The following is a 17,430-nucleotide window of genomic DNA, read 5'->3' on the forward strand; positions in this document are numbered from 1 at the left end:
CGCCCACGCCCCTACATGCGCCGCGCGAAGGTCATCTGCACCGGGGCCGGCGCGGGGGCGTGCGGGGCACCGGCGAAGCGGATGCGGAAATTATCCTCGTTCGCTAGTGCCATGCGGGCGTGGGCCGGCTCCATGAAATCGGCGAGGCGGCGCACTTCCGGGCTGCTCATATAGGATTGCGCCGCCAGGTCCGGCGCCATCAGCAGCCGGCCGTAGGCTGGCTCCGCCGGGCGGGCGCGGGATCTTGCGGCGCCGGCCGCCGGGGGCGGGGCCGGCTCGGTGGCGGCCGCATGGGTCATCAGGCCGCCGGCCAGGAAGCGGGCATCGCCCTGCACGGCGGCGGCATAGCCGAGCGCCGGCCCCGCATCCGCCGCGCTGCCGCGGGTGATGAGGGCGGGCAGGGGCGCGGGGGTGCTGCCCGCCGTCAGGCTGGCCACCCGGCTGTTGCGTGCGCCATCGGCCTCGGGCGGGCGGCGCCCCGGCAGCGGCGCCGGGAACGAAGCGGTGGCGGCCTGGGCGATGAGGGCGCCGGCGGCGATCTCGGCCGGCCGGGCCGGGGGCAGCGGACGGTCGGCAAGGCCCGCCGTCTGCGTGCGCGGCGCATCCTGGGTGCGCCCGGCGGGAGCCTCTGCCGGCGCTGCAGCGGCGGCGGGCGCCGATTCGCCGCCCTCGTCGTCGTCCGCGTCCTTCTTTCCGAACAGCCCGGCGAAGATGGTCTTCACGCTCTTGCCGCCATTGGCGGAGGCCACCGCCACGCCGGGCCGCGATCCGCGCGCCTGAAGCTCGGCGAGGGCGGCGTTGTAATTGGCCAGCGGGCGCCCGTCGGACGGCACATGAACCGTCTTGCCGTCGGGGAACACGCGGGCGAGCTGGTCATGGGACATGCGCGGCCAGTGGCGCACATTGCCGGTGTCCATGTGCACGAAGGGCGAGCCGGAGGTGGGATAGAAGCCGACCCCGCCGCGCTGCAGCCGCAGGCCCGCCGCCCTCAGCTCGCTGAGATTGACGCCGGGAATGAAGAAATCCATGGCGTGGCCCAGCATGTGCTGGGAAAACTTCGCCACCCCGCTGCTGCGCGAGCGCAACATGGCGTTGGTCTCCGGCGAGCGGAAGGCGGAGACGATCTGCACCGGGGCGGTGGCGTTGGTCTCGCGGTAGACCTCCCACACGATGTCGAACAGCTGGGGGTCCATCTTGGTGGACTTCTGGTTGCGCCAGTCCCTCAGGAAATGATTGATCCGCTCCAACTCGTCGGGGTCGTACCGGCCGTTCTTCTTGAAGGTGAAGGTGCCGCTCTCGCCCGAATGGGTGTGGTGCATGGTGATGGTGCGGGTATCGCCATTGGCCACCGCATTCTGCAGCGAACTGGTGCCGGCCACGAGCAGGCTTGTCGCGATGGTCACCGCGCGCAGGGCCGGGGCGCCGCGCAGGCGCAGGGATCGGACGGTGTTCAGCGCGGTGGGGATGGCCAATGTCTTCGAACCCGAGGCTCAGATTTCAAGGATGCCGAGGCCGGAGCCGCGACGCTGGAGGCCGGACCTGCAAGCCTTTTGGGCAGGCGGACGGCACGGCCTCTTTCCTCACGCGGGAGGCGGATGCGCCGGCAAGGTCGCCCTTTCCGGTCCGTTTCCCGTGAACGGAGTCTTGTCGGGTTCGGTTAAGGGTGTGTTGACACCCCGCGCCCCCTTGCACCGGAGGTGGGAACACAGGCTCCCACACCGGTCACGGTGCCGTGATTATCGGCGGAGTATGGCGAAAACGTGCCTTTTACCCTGCGGAAGCTGTGCCATTACCGCATCAGGCAAGGTGTTGTGGTGATGCTGACAGGGGTTATCCACGCGGCATCTCGCCGCAATGTGGCCGAGGCGTAGGCACGCAAGTTATTGATTTTAAATAAACCTGGGGATGAGGGCCGGCCGCGGGGCAGGGGGAGGGTGCGGCAACGGCCCCGTCGCCCGCTTGGGGAAAACGCGCTCGCCGTTACCCCACTCCGGTCATGGCCCCGCGCAGCGCGGCGCCCCGGCCCGGATGCCGGGCTGGGACGGGGAGGGGGCTACGATCGCGCCGGTGTGGATCAGCGGGTTTTCGGCGCCTTGGGGCCGGTGCCGTCGGCGATGCGGCGCTTGCCGTCGAGGCCCAGCAGGGTCTTCACCTCGGCATTGATGCCGTAGAGGTCCTCGCGCACCATCATGCGCCCGGCATCGTCGAACACCAGGTTGAAATAGACGATGTGCACGGGAAAGCGCTGCTTCAGGTTGATGTAGCGCTCCGAGCTGCCGAACATCTTGGCGATGCGCCCCTCGGTCCAGCCGTCGCCGGGCAGGCCGAGATTGAAGATGACCTCGCCGAATTCGAGCGGCTGGTAAACCCGCACGCAGCCATGGCTGTAGGCCCGCCGGTCGTTCTGGAACAAGGCGCGCGAGGGCGTGTCGTGCAGGTAGACCGAATGGTCGTTGGGGAACATGAACTTGATGCGGCCCAGCGCGTTGCGCTCCCCCGGCGACTGGCGGAAGGAATAGCCGCCCGAGCCGTTGCGCACCACCTGGATGCCGCGGCGGCTGAGGGCCGAGGGATCGCTGCGCAACAGCGGCATCATCTCGTTGCGGGCGATGGACGGCGGGATGTTCCAGGCCGGGTTCACCACGATATATTTCATCTCGCGGGTCAAAAGCGGCGTCGGCGTCTCGGGCTTGCCCACCACGACGCGGGTCTCGTGGATCTTGTGCCCGTCATTCATCACCCGGACCATGAATTCCGGGATGTTGACCATCACATACATTTCGCCGAGGTCGCGCGGCAGCCAGCGCCAGCGCTCCATGTTGGCGATCACGTCCGCCTTCAGGCTGCCGCCCCCGGGGGTGGCGCCGGCGTTCAGTGCCTTGAGGGTGGAGGGGCCGATGATGCCGGTGGGCTTGATTCCAGCCGATTCCTGGAACGCCTTCACCGCTTCCACCAGCGCGGGGTCATAGGCCTGCTCGTCCTGCGCCGGGGCGGTGATGCCGAGGCGGGTGCGCAGCGCCGGCATGCGCGCATCGCGGGCGCCCGGGCGCACCTGCGGCCCGTCCGCAATGGTGGCGATGGCCGGCGTCGTGCGGCCCGCCGCCTTGGCCAGCTGGGCCTTGAGGGCCTTGTATCCGGCATGGGGCGGGTTGAAGCCGGCAAGGGCGGCGTTGGCGTCCGCGGCGTAGGCCACCTTGGTGAGGATCTCGACGGGGTCCGGTATGTCCCGCACCGGCGTCACCAGCGCAGAGATGCGGCCCGGATCGAACCGGCCGGACTGGGCGTGGCGCGCATAGGTGAGTACGGCCGCCGCCAGCTTCAGCTCGGTGCGGGCCAGCTGCGCCGCATCGGCGCCGGCCCGGGGGGCGGACACCGCATAATCGGCGGGGTCCAGCCCGTCCTCGGCCGCCGCCTCCAGCCGCGCGATCACCGCGGTTCCGCGGGGGACGAGCCCCTTCTCGTCCACGAACACCGGCATGTCCTGCCGGGCGCCGTAGAAGGTGACAAGGGCTTCCTGCTCCTTGCGGGAGGAGGTGATGGATTCGGGGGCCGCCAGCTGGGCGGCGATGGCCTGCGCCACCGGGGGGAGCGGCGTTGCCGGCGGGGCTTCCGCCGCCGCGGCGGGCGGGGCCGGGGCCTGGGCGGGGGATTGGACCTGGGCGGGGGATTGGACCGCGCTTTGGGCGGTGGCCGGGGCCGGGGCCGGGGATTGGGCTTGAGCCGGGTCCTGGGCGGGGGATTGGGTCTGGGCCGGCGTGGCGGCACTCAGCGGCGTGTCGCCGGCGGAATCCACCCCGCCCCGCACGGGGGCCGCGGCCTCCATGGCGCGGGGCGCCGGGGGCGCGGTGCGCGGCGGCAGGGGGGTGGTGAGGGGGACATGGGCGGCGGTCCCCGCCGTGCTGCCGGCGGCGTCCACGCCCCCGGACGCCCGGGGCGGCACCGGCTCGCTCGTTCCCATTCCCGCATTGCTGGTGAGGGGCACCGACGGCGGATCGGGCTGCTCCGCCCGCGCCGTGGCGGAAACGGACACGGCAATGCCGAGCGCACCGGCCCACATGACGCGACCCAGACGGCCCGTCGCGATCCCAACCCGTGGCCCGAACCCCATGGCTCTCTCCCTAGCGCCCCTCAGGCGGCCCGCACGGCCCCGGGGGGCTGCGGACGCCGGCACCTGCCCTGCCCCACGTTCCCGCCGGACCGGACGTTCCCGCCGGACCGGACGTTCCCGCCGGACCGGACGTTCCCGCCGGACCGGACCTGCAGCCGCTGCCCGAAGGGTGCGCTCAAGTGGCGCCCCAACGTGCGCCCTGGCTTGTCCCCGCCCATGCTTCGTGCCGCGCGGCGCGGGTCCGATCAACTCACAAGCTTGGGTAGGGCCAAGCTTTTCACCATCATGTCACTCAGCCGCAACAAATTGGATGCGCTCGGGTTCCATCGTGTGGTTGCCTTCTACCGCCTGCGCATGCGCCGCGCCGTCCGCCTCCATCTGGAGGTCCGCCAGCTTGCGGTAGAGCGTGGAGCGGCCGATGCCGAGACGGCGGGCCACCTCGGCGAGGCGTCCGCCATAGAGCGACAGGGCGAAGCGGATGGCTTCCGCCTCGATCTGCTCCAGCCGGCGGGCATGGCCGGCGGCGTCGAGCCGGGCATAAGCGGCGGCGGGCACCTCCGGCAGATCGGCCGGCTCCGGCTCCATCTGCGGTGCGGCGGCGCGCGGGGCGGGCGGCGTGAGCCGGATCACATTGTCCGGCGCCGGTGCCCCGTGCGGTTCGGGGCGCGCCGGTTCGGCACGGCCCAGAATGGCGGCATTGCGCAGGGCCACCTCAAGGCGCAGCGCCCCCGCCGGCTTCACCACGAAATCGCGCGCTCCGGCGCGGATGGCGCCGCCGGCGGCATCCATCCCGGCCGGCGTCACCTGCACCACCACCGGCACGGCATATGCCTTTTGCGCCATGGCCCGCAGCACGCCCATGCCGTCGAGCCCCGGCACCACCAGGTCGAGCAGCATCACGTCGAACGGCTCCGCCCCCAGAAGCGCCAAGGCGGCGTCGCCGTCGGGCGCAAGGGTCACGCGGTAGCCCATTGCGGACAAAGCTGATTCGAGGCGGCGGGCCTCGATGGGGTCGTCCTCGACCAGGAGCAGGGAAGGGAGCATCAGGGTCCGCGGCGGGAATCAGGCAGGGATATTGGCAGGGCAGAGTGGCCGGCGATGGTTAAGAAGCCCTGACCTTTATCCCGCGCGCCGCGCCTGGCACCCCTCCGGCCGGGCCGGCGCTTGCGGTGCGCGCCCAATGCGGCGATTCTGTCCGGCAATGAGGGGCGCAGTCCAACCGGCCGCAATCGCGCGCCGGGCATCGGGGCGCTGCGGCCTGGCGTTTCATGCGCCGGCGGGCTCTAAGGCCCGGCGGTGTCCTATGCCCCGTGTCCCGGAGGTCCCATGTTCCGTTTCCCGCACCGGTTCCAGCTTGGCCCGATTCGTTCCCCGGATTTCCTGACCGCCATTTCCGCCCCCAGCCACGCCGCTCCGGCCACCGCCGCCGCCACCGCGGGCGAGGCGCTGCCCGAGTGGAATCTCGCCGATCTCTATACGGCCATGGATTCGCCGAAGCTGGAGGCGGACCTCTTGAAGGCGGATGCCGAGTGCAAGGCGTTCGAGGCCGCCTACAAGGGCAAGCTCGCCGACATCCTCGCCGCCGCCGATGCGGGCACAGTGATGGCGCAGGCGGTGAAGCGCTATGAAGCCATCGACGACCTCATCGGCCGGATCGCCTCCTACGGCAGCCTGGTCTATGCCGGCGACACCTCCGACCCCGCCCGGGCCAAGTTCTACGGCGACATCCAGGAGCGGCTCACCGACGCCTCCACCCACCTCCTGTTCTTCACCCTGGAGCTGAACCGCATCGACGACGCGGTGCTGGAAACCGCCATGGCGGATGCGGCCCTGGGCCATTACCGGCCCTGGATCGAGGACCTGCGCAAGGACAAGCCGTACCAGCTCGACGACAAGATCGAGCAGCTCTTCCACGAGAAGTCGAACCCCTCCCGCAGCGCCTGGAGCCGGCTGTTCGACGAGACCATCTCGTCCCTGCGCTTCACCGTGGACGGCCAGGACCTGGCCATCGAGCCCACCCTCAACCTGATGCAGGACCCGCGGGAGGAGGTGCGCCGCAACGCCGGCCTCGCCCTCGCCGAGACCTTCGGCAAGAACCTGCGGCTGTTCACCCTCGTCACCAACACGCTGGCCAAGGACAAGGAAATCTCCGACCGCTGGCGCGGCTTCACCGACGTCGCCGCCTCCCGCCACCTGGCCAACCGGGTGGAGCAGGAGGTGGTGGACGCCATGGTGGCGGCCATCCGCGAGGCCTATCCCCGCCTGTCCCATCGCTATTACGCGCTGAAGGCCAAGTGGTTCGGCAAGGACCGTCTGGAGTTCTGGGATCGCAACGCCCCCCTTCCCAAGGTCGCCACCCGGGACATCGGCTGGGGTGAGGCGCGCGACACCGTGCTGTCCGCCTACGGCACCTTCTCGCCCAGGATGGCGGACATCGCCCGCACCTTCTTCGACAAGTCCTGGATCGACGCGCCGGTACGCCCCGGCAAGTCGCCGGGCGCCTTCGCCCATCCCACCGTGCCCTCGGCCCACCCCTACGTGCTGCTCAACTACCAGGGCAAGCCGCGGGACGTGATGACGCTGGCCCACGAGCTGGGCCACGGGGTGCACCAGGTGCTGGCCGCCCGCCAGGGCGCGCTGATGGCGCCCACCCCGCTGACGCTGGCCGAGACCGCTTCGGTGTTCGGCGAGATGCTCACTTTCCGCCGCCTGCTGGATGCCGCCGAGACGCCGGAGGCGCGCCGCATCATGCTGGCGCAGAAGGTGGAGGACATGATCAACACGGTGGTCCGCCAGACCGCCTTCTATACCTTCGAGCGCCACGTCCATACGGAGCGCCGCCAGGGCGAGCTGACCGCCGAGAAGATCGGCGAGATCTGGATGCAGGTGCAGGGCGAGAGCCTGGGCCCGGCCATCCATCTGGGTGCGGGCTACGAAAGCTTCTGGACCTATATCCCCCACTTCATCCACACGCCGTTCTACGTCTACGCCTATGCCTTCGGCGACTGCCTGGTGAACTCGCTCTATGCGGTCTACGAGAAGGCGGCGGACGGCTTTGCCGAGCGTTACCTGGAGATGCTGGCGGCGGGCGGCACCAAGCACCATGCCGAGCTGCTGGCCCCGTTCGGCCTCGATGCGCGGGACCCGGCCTTCTGGCAGACCGGCCTTTCCCTCATCGACCGCATGATCTCCGAGCTGGAGGGCATGGAGGGTTGAGGACCGGGCGTCGCGCCGATTTACCTCTCCTCAAGGTATTTCCTTAATGATCGGTTCATGATCGCGCGGATCGCCCTGCTCCTCGTCCTCACGCTGCTGGGCACCGTTCCGGCGGCGCGGGAGGGGCGCGCCCAGACCGCGGCCTCGCCGGCGCGGCCGGCGGCCGCCGTGCCGCTGCCCCCGCCCCGCCCGGGACTGGACACGGACGCGCTCAAGTCCAGCCTCGCGGGCACCGAAGAGGCCCAGAAGCGGCTGCGGGCCGAGCTCGACGCCGCCAAGGGAGACCGCGGCCGGCTCAACCAGCTGCTGGTGGAGACCGCCACCCGCACCCGGGGCGTGGAGCAGCAGCTCATCGAGGTGGAGGCGCGGATGACCGCGCTCGACCGCGCCGCCTCCGAGCTGACCCTCTCCCTCGCCCAGCGCCGCGGGGTTCTGGCCCAGGTGCTGGCGGCGCTGCTGCGCATGGGCCGGGAGCCGCCGCCCGCCCTGCTGATGCGGCCTGACGATGCCCTTGACGCGGTGCGCTCGGCCATCCTGCTCGGCGCCCTCCTGCCCGAGCTGCGGGTGGAGGCGGAGACGCTGGCCGCCGATTTGTCGGAGCTGGCCCGGGTACGGGGCGACCTCGCCGCCGCCCGCGAGGCCCTGACCCGCCTGCGCGCCGAGCTGGAGGACGACCGCAAGCGGCTCGCGGTGCTGGTGACCGAGCGTCAGCGCCGGCAGGCGGAGGACCACCCGGTGCCCCCGGCGGAAAAGGCGCAGGCGGACGCGCTGGCGAAATCCACCGGCGACGTGCACGATCTCGTGACGAGGCTGGAGACCGAGGTGGCCCCCGCGGCACGGGCCGCCGATGCCGCCCAAGCGGTGGCCCGCCCCGGCGAGGCGGCGAAGGCCGACCTCACCGCGCTGCGCGATCCCGCCCGCATCACCCCCGCCATCGCCTTCGGCCAGGCTAAGGGCTTGCTGCCGCTGCCGGTTGCCGGCGTGACGCTGCGCAATTTCGGCACCTCGGACGGCGTGGGCGGGACCGAGAAGGGCCTCACCATCGCCACCCGCGCCGGCGCCCCGGTGATGGCGCCGGCCGATGGCTGGGTGGTCTATGCCGGCCCGTTCCGCAGCTACGGGCAACTCTTGATCATCAATGCGGGCGGCGGATACCATGTGTTGATGGCAGGCATGGAGCGGATCACCGTGGAACTCGGCCAGTTCGTCCTCGCGGGCGAGCCGGTGGCGGTGATGGGCGGTGCGTCTGCGCGTCCGGCACCCGTCACAGGTCCACGCGGCGTGCCCGCCGGGCCGGGGGCTTCGCAGGCACCCGGTTCGCAGGCGCCGGGTTTACAGGCGCCAGCCTTGCAAGCCTTGGGACAGCCCCAATTGTATGTCGAATTCCGCAAGGATGGGACTTCGATCGACCCCACCCCCTGGTGGGCGGCAACAGACAGTCGGAAGGTGCGTGGATGATGCGTCGTACGTCTTTATTTCTCTTCGGCGTTGCGGCGGGCGCCCTCGTGGCTGTGGCCGCGGTTCAGCCGCGCATGCTGCTCGGCTCCGCCGCCGAGGCCGCGTCGTCGGATACGTATCAGCAGCTGAACCTCTTCGGCACCATCTTCGAGCGCGTGCGCTCGGACTATGTGGAGAAGCCTGAGGACGCCAAGCTGATCGAGGCGGCCATCAACGGCATGCTCCAGTCGCTGGACCCGCACTCCTCCTACATGGACGCGAAGAACCACCGCGACATGCAGGTGCAGACCCGCGGCGAGTTCGGCGGCCTCGGCATCGAGGTCATCATGGAGGACGGCCTGGTGAAGGTCGTGACCCCCATGGAGGGCACCCCGGCCAGCCGCGCCGGCGTCCAGGCCGGCGACCTCATCACCAAGCTGGACAACGAGCAGGTGCAGGGCCTCAGCCTCAACGAGGCCGTGGACAAGATGCGCGGCGCGGTGAACACGCCCATCACCCTCACCATCCTGCGCAAGGGCATGGACAAGCCCATCGAGATCAAGGTGGTGCGCGACACCATCAAGATCCAGACGGTGCGTTCGCGCGTCGAGCAGGACGACATCGCCTACATCCGCATCAACTCGTTCACCAACGAGCAGACCTACGAGAGCCTGAAGAAGGCCATCGACGAGCTGACCGCCAAGATCGGGCCGGACAAGATCAAGGGCTACATCATCGACCTGCGCAACAATCCCGGCGGATTGCTGGACCAGGCGGTGGCGGTGTCCGACGCGTTCCTGGAGCGCGGCGAGATCGTCTCCACCCGCGGCCGCAATGCGGACGAGACCCAGCGCTTCAACGCGCGCGGCGGCGACCTCACCAAGGGCAAGCCGGTGATCGTGATGGTGAACGGCGGCTCGGCCTCCGCATCGGAGATCGTGGCCGGCGCCCTGCAGGACCACAAGCGCGCCACGGTGCTCGGCTCGCGCACCTTCGGCAAGGCCTCGGTGCAGACCATCATCCCGCTCGGCCAGAGCGGGGCGCTGCGGCTCACCACTGCGCGCTACTACACGCCCTCCGGCCGCTCCATCCAGGCCAAGGGCATCGAGCCGGACATCGTTCTGGTGCAGGACGTGCCGGACGACATCAAGGCCAAGCTGGGCGGCTCCACGGACACCTCCCGCGGCGAGGCCTCGCTGAAGGGGCACCTGAAGAACGGCGAAGACGAGCAGACGGGCTCCCCGTCCTACGTTCCGCCGGAGCCCAAGGACGACACCCAGCTGAAGCTGGCGGTGGAGCTGATGAAGGGCACGGTGAAGAACGCCGCCTTCCCGGCGAGCCCCAACAAGGCCTCCCAGGCCAACTGACCGGCGGGCGGCGCTTTCTCGCCGCCCGGCCTGCCGATCGTGCCGATGCCCCGTCCGAGACATCGGGCGGGGCATCGGCGTTTTCAGGCCGGTGCACGGCGGGCGAATATGTCGCTATACGATAGGATTAGAAAGGGTTGAACGCGTCGAGCCGGTACCCGTGGGCGGGTGGCGCACCGGCACGCCATGACCCTGCTCATGGTGACCCGCGAGATGCGCTTTGCCCGCGCCGTGTGCGACCGAGTGGTGTTCATGCATCAGGGCCGGGTGCATGAGGTGGGGTCCCCGTCCGCCCTCTTCGCCGACCCGCGGACGCCGGAACTCAAGCAGTTTCTGGGGGTTGCGCCGGGGCCTCGGGTCGTCTCCGCGACGGTAGCCGGCGCCGTCGGTGCGGCAATGCGGCCTAGGTGCCATCCTTCGGTCATGTTGCCGCCCCGATCTGCCTGTGTTAGGCACACCGGGATTTCGAGGGGCGGGTTTGTCCCCCTTTCGGGGTCGCACAAGAATATTCCCAACAGATCAAGGGCTTGGGCTGTGGCGGTGCAAGGTGCACCGCGCTGCGCTGCAAGTTCGAGAGAGGTGCGGGGTGGCGGATACGATCGTGTCAGGCATGGCGGGGCGCTATGCGACCGCGCTTTTCGAACTGGCGACAGGGGCCGGCGCCGTCGATTCCGTGAAGGCGGATCTCGATCGCCTGTCGGCTCTCATTGATGAGAGTGCGGATCTGGCGCGGCTGGTGAAGAGCCCGGTCTTTTCGGCCGACGAGCAGCTGAAGGCCATTTCGGCGATACTTGATCAGGTGGGCATTTCCGGCCTGTCCGGGAATTTCGTGAAGCTGGTGGCGCAAAACCGCCGCCTGTTCGCGCTGCCCCGCATGATTTCCGATTATGCCGCCCTCGTGGCCGCCTCGCGCGGCGAAACGACGGCGCAGGTGACGGTTGCCGCTCCGCTCGGCGATGCGCACCTTGCCACGCTGAAGGAAGCGCTGGCGGCCCAGACCGGCAAGGACGTGAAGCTCGACGTCACCGTCGATCCGTCCATCCTCGGTGGTCTCATCGTGAAGCTCGGCTCCCGCATGGTCGATGCCTCGCTGAAGACCAAACTCAATTCTATCCGGCATGCGATGAAAGAGGTCCGCTGATGGACATTCGAGCCGCTGAAATCTCCGCCATCCTCAAGGAGCAGATCCAGAACTTCGGCCAGGAGGCCGAGGTTTCGGAGGTAGGCCAGGTCCTCTCCGTCGGCGACGGCATTGCCCGCGTCTATGGCCTCGACAACGTCCAGGCCGGCGAAATGGTCGAGTTCGAGAACGGCACGCGCGGCATGGCGCTGAACCTCGAAATCGACAATGTCGGCATCGTGATCTTCGGCTCGGACCGCGAGATCAAGGAAGGCCAGACGGTCAAGCGCACCGGCGCCATCGTGGACGCCCCCGTCGGCAAGGGCCTGCTCGGCCGCGTGGTGGATGCCCTCGGCAACCCGATCGACGGCAAGGGCCCGATCATGTTCACCGAGCGTCGCCGCGTCGACGTGAAGGCGCCGGGCATCATCCCGCGCAAGTCGGTGCATGAGCCCATGCAGACCGGCCTGAAGGCCATCGACGCGCTGATCCCCATCGGCCGCGGCCAGCGCGAGCTGATCATCGGCGACCGCCAGACCGGCAAGACCGCCGTGGCGCTGGACTCCATCCTCAACCAGAAGCCCATCAACCAGGGTACGGACGAGAAGGCCAAGCTCTACTGCGTCTATGTCGCGGTGGGTCAGAAGCGCTCCACCGTCGCCCAGTTCGTGAAGGTGCTGGAAGAGCAGGGCGCGCTGGAATATTCCATCGTCGTGGCCGCGACCGCTTCGGACGCCGCGCCCATGCAGTTCCTGGCGCCCTTCACCGGCACCGCCATGGGCGAGTATTTCCGTGACAACGGAATGCATGCGCTCATCATCCACGACGACCTTTCCAAGCAGGCCGTGGCCTACCGCCAGATGTCGCTGCTGCTGCGCCGCCCGCCGGGCCGCGAGGCTTACCCCGGAGACGTGTTCTACCTGCACTCCCGCCTGCTGGAGCGCGCCGCCAAGCTCAATGACGAGCACGGCGCCGGCTCGCTGACCGCGCTGCCGGTGATCGAGACCCAGGCCAACGACGTGTCGGCCTACATCCCCACCAACGTGATCTCCATCACGGACGGGCAGATCTTCCTGGAGTCCGACCTGTTCTACCAGGGCATCCGCCCGGCGGTGAACGTGGGCCTGTCGGTGTCGCGCGTGGGCTCCTCGGCCCAGATCAAGGCGATGAAGCAGGTGGCCGGCAAGATCAAGGGCGAGCTCGCCCAGTATCGCGAGCTGGCGGCTTTCGCCCAGTTCGGCTCGGACCTCGACGCCTCCACCCAGAAGCTGCTCAACCGTGGCGCCCGCCTCACCGAGCTTCTGAAGCAGAGCCAGTTCTCCCCCCTCAAGGTGGAAGAGCAGGTGGCGGTGATCTTCGCCGGCACCAACGGCTATCTCGACCCGCTGCCCGTCTCCAAGGTGCGTGAGTTCGAAACCGGCCTGCTTCTGGCGCTGCGCACGCAGCACCCGGAGATCCTGGATGCCATCCGCACGTCCAAGGAGCTCTCCAAGGACACCACAGAGAAGCTGACGAAGGCCATCGACGCCTTCGCCAAGAGCTTCGCCTGAACGGCGCCCTTCGTTCCTCGAACCTGACGGACGGGCGCGATGGCCAGCCTGAAAGACCTTAGAAACCGCATCGCCTCGGTCAAGGCGACGCAGAAGATCACCAAGGCGATGCAGATGGTCGCCGCGGCGAAGCTGCGTCGCGCCCAGATGGCGGCGGAAGCGGCCCGTCCCTATGCCGAGCGCATGGAGACGGTGCTGGGCAACCTGGCTGCCGGCATCATCGGCGGGGGCCAGGCGCCCGTGCTGATTGCCGGGACGGGGCAGAGCCAGAAGCACCTGCTTCTGGTGGCCACCGGCGAGCGGGGCCTGTGCGGGGCGTTCAACACCTCCATCGTCCGCCTCGCCCGCGAGAAGGCCCAGCAGCTGATCGGCGAAGGGAAGGACGTGAAGTTCTTCTGCGTCGGCCGCAAGGGCTACGACCAGCTGCGCCGGGTGTATCCGGACCGCATCATCGAGCTGGTGGACCTGCGCTCCGTGCGCAGCCTCGGCTTCAAGGACGCCACCGCGATCGCCGACAAGATCCTGGCGCTGCTCGACACCGGCGCGTTCGATGTGTGCACGCTCTTTTATGCCAACTTCAAGAGCGTGATCTCGCAGATCCCCACCGCCCAGCAGATCATCCCCGCCACGTTCCCCGAGCGGGACGCCGACGAGGCCGGTCCGGTCTATGAGTACGAGCCCGAGGAAGAGGAGATCCTGACCGATCTCCTGCCGCGCAACGTGGCCGTGCAGATCTTCCGCGCGCTGCTGGAGAACCAGGCGTCCTTCTACGGCGCGCAGATGAGCGCCATGGACAACGCCACCCGCAATGCGGGCGACATGATCAAGAAGCAGACGCTGATCTACAACCGGACGCGTCAGGCTCAGATCACCAAGGAACTCATCGAAATCATCTCCGGCGCCGAAGCGCTCTGACGGCAGCGCGGTCAAGGACAAAGGACGACGAAAATGGCGAACAAGCTCGGACGCATCACCCAGGTCATCGGCGCCGTCGTCGACGTGCAGTTCGACGGCCACCTGCCGGAAATCCTCAACGCGCTGGAAACCACCAACCAGGGCAACCGGCTGGTGCTGGAAGTGGCGCAGCATCTCGGTGAGAACACCGTTCGCTGCATCGCCATGGACGCCACCGAAGGTCTGGTGCGCGGCGGCGAAGTGGCCGACACCGGCGCGCCGATCCAGGTTCCGGTGGGCGCGGCCACCCTCGGCCGCATCATGAACGTCATCGGCGAGCCGGTGGACGAGCTGGGCCCCATCGTCGGCGAGAGCCTGCGCGGCATCCACCAGCCGGCCCCGTCCTATGCGGAACAGGCCACCGAGGCGGAAATCCTCGTCACCGGCATCAAGGTGGTGGACCTCCTCGCCCCCTACGCCAAGGGCGGCAAGATCGGCCTGTTCGGCGGTGCCGGCGTGGGCAAGACCGTGCTCATCATGGAGCTGATCAACAACGTGGCAAAGGCGCACGGCGGCTATTCCGTGTTCGCCGGCGTGGGCGAGCGCACCCGTGAGGGCAACGATCTCTACCACGAGATGATCGAGTCCAACGTGAACAAGGACCCCCACGAGAACAACGGCTCGACCGAGGGTTCCAAGTGCGCCCTGGTGTACGGCCAGATGAACGAGCCTCCGGGTGCCCGCGCCCGCGTGGCTCTCACCGGCCTCACCGTCGCCGAGCACTTCCGCGACCAGGGCCAGGACGTGCTGTTCTTCGTGGACAACATCTTCCGCTTCACCCAGGCCGGCTCGGAAGTGTCGGCTCTGCTCGGCCGCATTCCCTCGGCGGTGGGCTACCAGCCGACGCTGGCCACCGACATGGGCGCCCTGCAGGAGCGCATCACCACCACCACCAAGGGCTCCATCACCTCGGTGCAGGCCATCTACGTGCCGGCCGACGACCTGACCGACCCGGCGCCCGCCGCCTCCTTCGCCCATCTGGACGCCACCACCGTGCTGTCGCGCTCCATCGCGGAAAAGGGCATCTATCCGGCGGTGGACCCGCTGGACTCCACCTCCCGCATGCTCTCCCCCGCCATCCTCGGCGAGGAGCACTACAACACCGCCCGCCAGGTGCAGCAGACCCTGCAGCGCTACAAGGCGCTCCAGGACATCATCGCCATCCTCGGCATGGACGAGCTCTCCGAAGAGGACAAGCTCACGGTGGCCCGCGCCCGCAAGATCGAGCGCTTCCTCAGCCAGCCCTTCCATGTGGCGGAAGTGTTCACCGGCTCCCCCGGCAAGCTGGTGGACCTGAAGGACACCATCGCCGGCTTCAAGGGCCTGGTGGAAGGCAAGTACGACTACCTGCCGGAGCAGGCCTTCTACATGGTGGGCTCCATGGAGGAAGCCATCGAGAAGGGCAAGAAGCTGGCCGCTGAAGCGGCCTGAGACTTCGGCCGGATGCAGGCGTGAGGCGCCCTCATGAATGTGAAGGTCCTCCTCCTCGTCCTCGGTCTGCTGGCCGGCGGCATCGTCGGCTGGCTGACGCGCCCGCAGGTGGCGGAAATCCGCCTGCCGGGCATCGATATCAAGCTGCAGGGGGAGGGGCCGCATGGCGGCCTCACCTCGGAGCAGTCCCGCCACATCGGCCTTGCGGCCGTGGTGGGTGCGATCATCGGCCTGGGTCTCGGCTTCGTGGCCGAGCGACGGCGCTGACGGTCCCACGGCCGCACTGGTTCAGGGCCCGACCCGGAGACGAGAAAAATGGCGACCCTACCCTTTGAGCTGGTCTCCCCCGAGCGGCTCGTGTTTTCCGGTGCCGTGACCGAGGTGATCGTACCCGGCGCCGAAGGCGAATTCGGCGTGCTCGCCGGCCACGCCCCCTTCATCGGCATGCTGAAGGCCGGTATCCTCACCATCAAGGCCGACGGCGCCCCCCGCCGCTTCTTCGTGCGCGGCGGCTTCGCCGAGGTGAACCCGGCGGGGCTCACCATCCTCGCGGAAGAAGCCAAGCCGGTGGAGGAACTGGATCTCGGCGCCATCGAGCAGCAGATCCGCGACGCCAAGGAAGATGTGGCGGACGCCCGCTCCGACGATGCCCGCCAGCGTGCTGCCCGCCATCTGGGCGACCTCCAGCAGGTCTATGAGGCCCTGCAGCGCGGTCCTGCCGCCGCCCATTGATCGGCCGGCCCTTCATCTCTGGAACATGACGGCGGCGCGAGCCGCCGTTTTCGTTTGTGCCACCCGAGGCCCCGGCGCGGCTTGGCACGCCGCGCGGGCGCCGGGCCGGACGGTGAATTCAGCACCACCCGGCCCGTTGAAGGCCGGCGTGTCGTCGCCCGGCCGGAACGGTGGAGCGGGGGAAGCTGGCGGGGTGCGATCCACCACCCGCCGTGCGTTTCGGCGCTGCCTCCACCCGGCCGGGGGGCGATGCCGGTTCAAGTGGTTCGACCGCGACAGATGGAACCCATCTGTCGCCTGCGGGTCGAACCACAAGCCTTTGATCCACTAGCCCCGAAGGACGTCTCCCGTCTGACCGCGCTGCGTCCCGCGTGGAATGGACGCGCGGGACCGGCGGCAACCGCGGGGCGGCGCCTGTTGGTGGTTCTGGCCGGGGCCTGTGAGTCCCGGCCTGCCGCGAGGTGGGGGCCCTCCGATCACGGTCCGGGTCGCCCGCCGCTGCCATCACGGCCGCCGGGCTGTGGTCCTTGCGTGAAATTATGGATCTCTGTAGCGGGGCGGGTGCTCCGGTGGGGGTGGATTAAATAAAACTAATTCTATTGAAAAAATTGAATTAAGAATGGTACGCTTCTTGCGGTTTGGAACAGATCAAACCGGAGGCACCAGATGCAGCTCACCCCCGCCCAGGGCCAGCTTAACGCCGCCGGGTCGGCGCTCCTTTCGGGCGCCAATCCGGCGCAGGCGCTTCTCCTTGCCGAAAACGCCGCCTTGTCCAGCGGGCCGCCGCTTCTGTTCCAGCGCCTCTCGGCGCGCGAGCGGGAGGAGGTGCTGCGAGAAGGCCAGAAGCGGGTGGTCTACCGCGGCAAGATGCTGTTCTCCCAGGGCACGCCCCACGATGGCATCTTCCTCATCGAAAGCGGCCGCATCCGGGTTTTCTACATCGCCCCCTCCGGCCGCGAGATCACATTGGCCTATTGGCACTCCGGCAATTTCGTCGGCGGGCCGGAGCTTTTCGGCCAGGGACAGCATGTCTGGTCCGGCGTCGCCGCCACCAATTCGGTGGTGGTGCATCTCACCGGAAAAACGCTGCGCAGGCTCATCGCCCAGATTCCCGCCTTCGCCATCGGCCTCATCGAGGGGCTGACCTTCAAGGGAAAGTGCTATTCCGCCCTTGCCCAGATGCTGGGCACGCGCTCGGTCACCGAGCGCCTCGCCCACCTCCTTTTGCACCTCGCCGACACCTATGGCGTGCGGGAGGATGGCGCGGTGGTCATCGGCAGCGCCTTCACCCATGCGGACCTCGCCCACATGGTGGGGGCCACCCGCCAATGGGTCACCATCAGCCTCAAGCGCTTGCAGGAACAGGGGGTGCTGAAGGCGGAGAAGGCCAAGATCGTGGTGTTCGACCTTGATGCGCTGCACGCCATGCGCGGCGACAAGTGACGCTGCGGCGGAAGGTAGACCGGGCTCGCCCACGGGAAAATGGCCCGGAGCCGGCAATCCGGGCACCATCTG

Annotated in this window: 13 protein-coding genes and 1 pseudogene; 11 read left to right on the forward strand and 3 right to left on the reverse strand. The window is 68.8% G+C overall.

From position 1 onward, the window contains the following. Positions 1-11 precede the first annotated feature (11 nt). The 3 genes from ACI7BZ_RS05650 to ACI7BZ_RS05660 all read right to left on the reverse strand — a co-directional run bounded on the left by ACI7BZ_RS05650 (position 12) and on the right by ACI7BZ_RS05660 (position 5,152). A complete protein-coding gene (locus ACI7BZ_RS05650; protein ID WP_414116210.1) occupies positions 12-1,472 on the reverse strand; it encodes a peptidoglycan L,D-endopeptidase MepK in 1,461 nt (486 codons plus the stop codon). Between the two features lie 602 nt (positions 1,473-2,074). Continuing rightward, on the reverse strand, positions 2,075-4,057 hold the full coding sequence (locus tag ACI7BZ_RS05655) for a L,D-transpeptidase family protein (RefSeq protein WP_414116211.1): 1,983 nt from the start codon (positions 4,055-4,057) through the stop codon (positions 2,075-2,077). A gap of 339 nt (positions 4,058-4,396) precedes the next feature. Next, a complete protein-coding gene (locus ACI7BZ_RS05660) occupies positions 4,397-5,152 on the reverse strand; it encodes a response regulator transcription factor (protein WP_414116212.1) in 756 nt (251 codons plus the stop codon). Positions 5,153-5,434: 282 nt separating this feature from the next. Between ACI7BZ_RS05660 and ACI7BZ_RS05665 the strand changes: the two genes are divergently transcribed. The 11 genes and pseudogenes from ACI7BZ_RS05665 to ACI7BZ_RS05715 all read left to right on the forward strand — a co-directional run bounded on the left by ACI7BZ_RS05665 (position 5,435) and on the right by ACI7BZ_RS05715 (position 17,358). Continuing rightward, positions 5,435-7,324: a M3 family oligoendopeptidase gene (locus ACI7BZ_RS05665; RefSeq protein WP_414116213.1), complete on the forward strand. Its 1,890-nt coding sequence runs from the start codon at positions 5,435-5,437 to the stop codon at positions 7,322-7,324. A gap of 57 nt (positions 7,325-7,381) precedes the next feature. After that, a complete protein-coding gene (locus ACI7BZ_RS05670) occupies positions 7,382-8,782 on the forward strand; it encodes a murein hydrolase activator EnvC family protein (protein ID WP_414116214.1) in 1,401 nt (466 codons plus the stop codon). Then, a complete protein-coding gene (locus ACI7BZ_RS05675; protein WP_414116215.1) occupies positions 8,779-10,128 on the forward strand; it encodes a S41 family peptidase in 1,350 nt (449 codons plus the stop codon). Before ACI7BZ_RS05670 ends, ACI7BZ_RS05675 begins: the two co-directional genes overlap by 4 nt. 186 nt (positions 10,129-10,314) lie before the next feature. Continuing rightward, a pseudogene (locus ACI7BZ_RS05680) lies at positions 10,315-10,470 on the forward strand (amino acid ABC transporter ATP-binding protein); the annotation flags it as partial. A 268-nt stretch (positions 10,471-10,738) separates the two neighbouring features. Then, positions 10,739-11,269: a F0F1 ATP synthase subunit delta gene (locus ACI7BZ_RS05685; RefSeq protein ID WP_414119098.1), complete on the forward strand. Its 531-nt coding sequence runs from the start codon at positions 10,739-10,741 to the stop codon at positions 11,267-11,269. Then, a complete protein-coding gene (gene atpA, locus ACI7BZ_RS05690; protein WP_414116216.1) occupies positions 11,269-12,798 on the forward strand; it encodes a F0F1 ATP synthase subunit alpha in 1,530 nt (509 codons plus the stop codon). Before ACI7BZ_RS05685 ends, atpA begins: the two co-directional genes overlap by 1 nt. A 39-nt stretch (positions 12,799-12,837) precedes the next feature. Further along, complete coding sequence (locus tag ACI7BZ_RS05695; protein ID WP_414116217.1) at positions 12,838-13,713, forward strand: F0F1 ATP synthase subunit gamma; 876 nt, start codon at positions 12,838-12,840, stop codon at positions 13,711-13,713. Positions 13,714-13,746: 33 nt separating this feature from the next. Further along, the gene (gene atpD, locus ACI7BZ_RS05700; protein WP_414116218.1) at positions 13,747-15,183 is read left to right on the forward strand and encodes a F0F1 ATP synthase subunit beta; all 1,437 of its coding nucleotides are present in this window, start codon (positions 13,747-13,749) and stop codon (positions 15,181-15,183) included. 33 nt (positions 15,184-15,216) lie between these two features. Beyond that, positions 15,217-15,450, forward strand: coding sequence for a hypothetical protein (locus ACI7BZ_RS05705; protein ID WP_414116219.1), 234 nt, complete (start codon positions 15,217-15,219; stop codon positions 15,448-15,450). 48 nt (positions 15,451-15,498) lie between these two features. Then, positions 15,499-15,915, forward strand: a complete 417-nt coding sequence (locus ACI7BZ_RS05710; RefSeq protein WP_414116220.1) for a F0F1 ATP synthase subunit epsilon — start codon at positions 15,499-15,501, stop codon at positions 15,913-15,915. A gap of 666 nt (positions 15,916-16,581) precedes the next feature. Continuing rightward, the gene (locus tag ACI7BZ_RS05715) at positions 16,582-17,358 is read left to right on the forward strand and encodes a Crp/Fnr family transcriptional regulator (RefSeq protein ID WP_414116221.1); all 777 of its coding nucleotides are present in this window, start codon (positions 16,582-16,584) and stop codon (positions 17,356-17,358) included. The last annotated feature ends 72 nt before the right edge of the window (positions 17,359-17,430 follow it).

Source organism: Xanthobacter sp. AM11, assembly GCF_047444035.1.
GTDB lineage: Bacteria > Pseudomonadota > Alphaproteobacteria > Rhizobiales > Xanthobacteraceae > Xanthobacter.

Coding starts and splice junctions, on each gene's coding strand:
- ACI7BZ_RS05655 (WP_414116211.1), bottom strand. CDS start 4,057: ATGTGGGCCGGTGCGCTCGGCATTGCCGTGTCCGTTTCCGCCACGGCG.
- ACI7BZ_RS05660 (WP_414116212.1), bottom strand. CDS start 5,152: ATGCTCCCTTCCCTGCTCCTGGTCGAGGACGACCCCATCGAGGCCCGC.
- ACI7BZ_RS05665 (WP_414116213.1), top strand. CDS start 5,435: ATGTTCCGTTTCCCGCACCGGTTCCAGCTTGGCCCGATTCGTTCCCCG.
- ACI7BZ_RS05670 (WP_414116214.1), top strand. CDS start 7,382: ATGATCGCGCGGATCGCCCTGCTCCTCGTCCTCACGCTGCTGGGCACC.
- ACI7BZ_RS05675 (WP_414116215.1), top strand. CDS start 8,779: ATGATGCGTCGTACGTCTTTATTTCTCTTCGGCGTTGCGGCGGGCGCC.
- ACI7BZ_RS05685 (WP_414119098.1), top strand. CDS start 10,739: ATGGCGGGGCGCTATGCGACCGCGCTTTTCGAACTGGCGACAGGGGCC.
- atpA (WP_414116216.1), top strand. CDS start 11,269: ATGGACATTCGAGCCGCTGAAATCTCCGCCATCCTCAAGGAGCAGATC.
- ACI7BZ_RS05695 (WP_414116217.1), top strand. CDS start 12,838: ATGGCCAGCCTGAAAGACCTTAGAAACCGCATCGCCTCGGTCAAGGCG.
- atpD (WP_414116218.1), top strand. CDS start 13,747: ATGGCGAACAAGCTCGGACGCATCACCCAGGTCATCGGCGCCGTCGTC.
- ACI7BZ_RS05705 (WP_414116219.1), top strand. CDS start 15,217: ATGAATGTGAAGGTCCTCCTCCTCGTCCTCGGTCTGCTGGCCGGCGGC.
- ACI7BZ_RS05710 (WP_414116220.1), top strand. CDS start 15,499: ATGGCGACCCTACCCTTTGAGCTGGTCTCCCCCGAGCGGCTCGTGTTT.
- ACI7BZ_RS05715 (WP_414116221.1), top strand. CDS start 16,582: ATGCAGCTCACCCCCGCCCAGGGCCAGCTTAACGCCGCCGGGTCGGCG.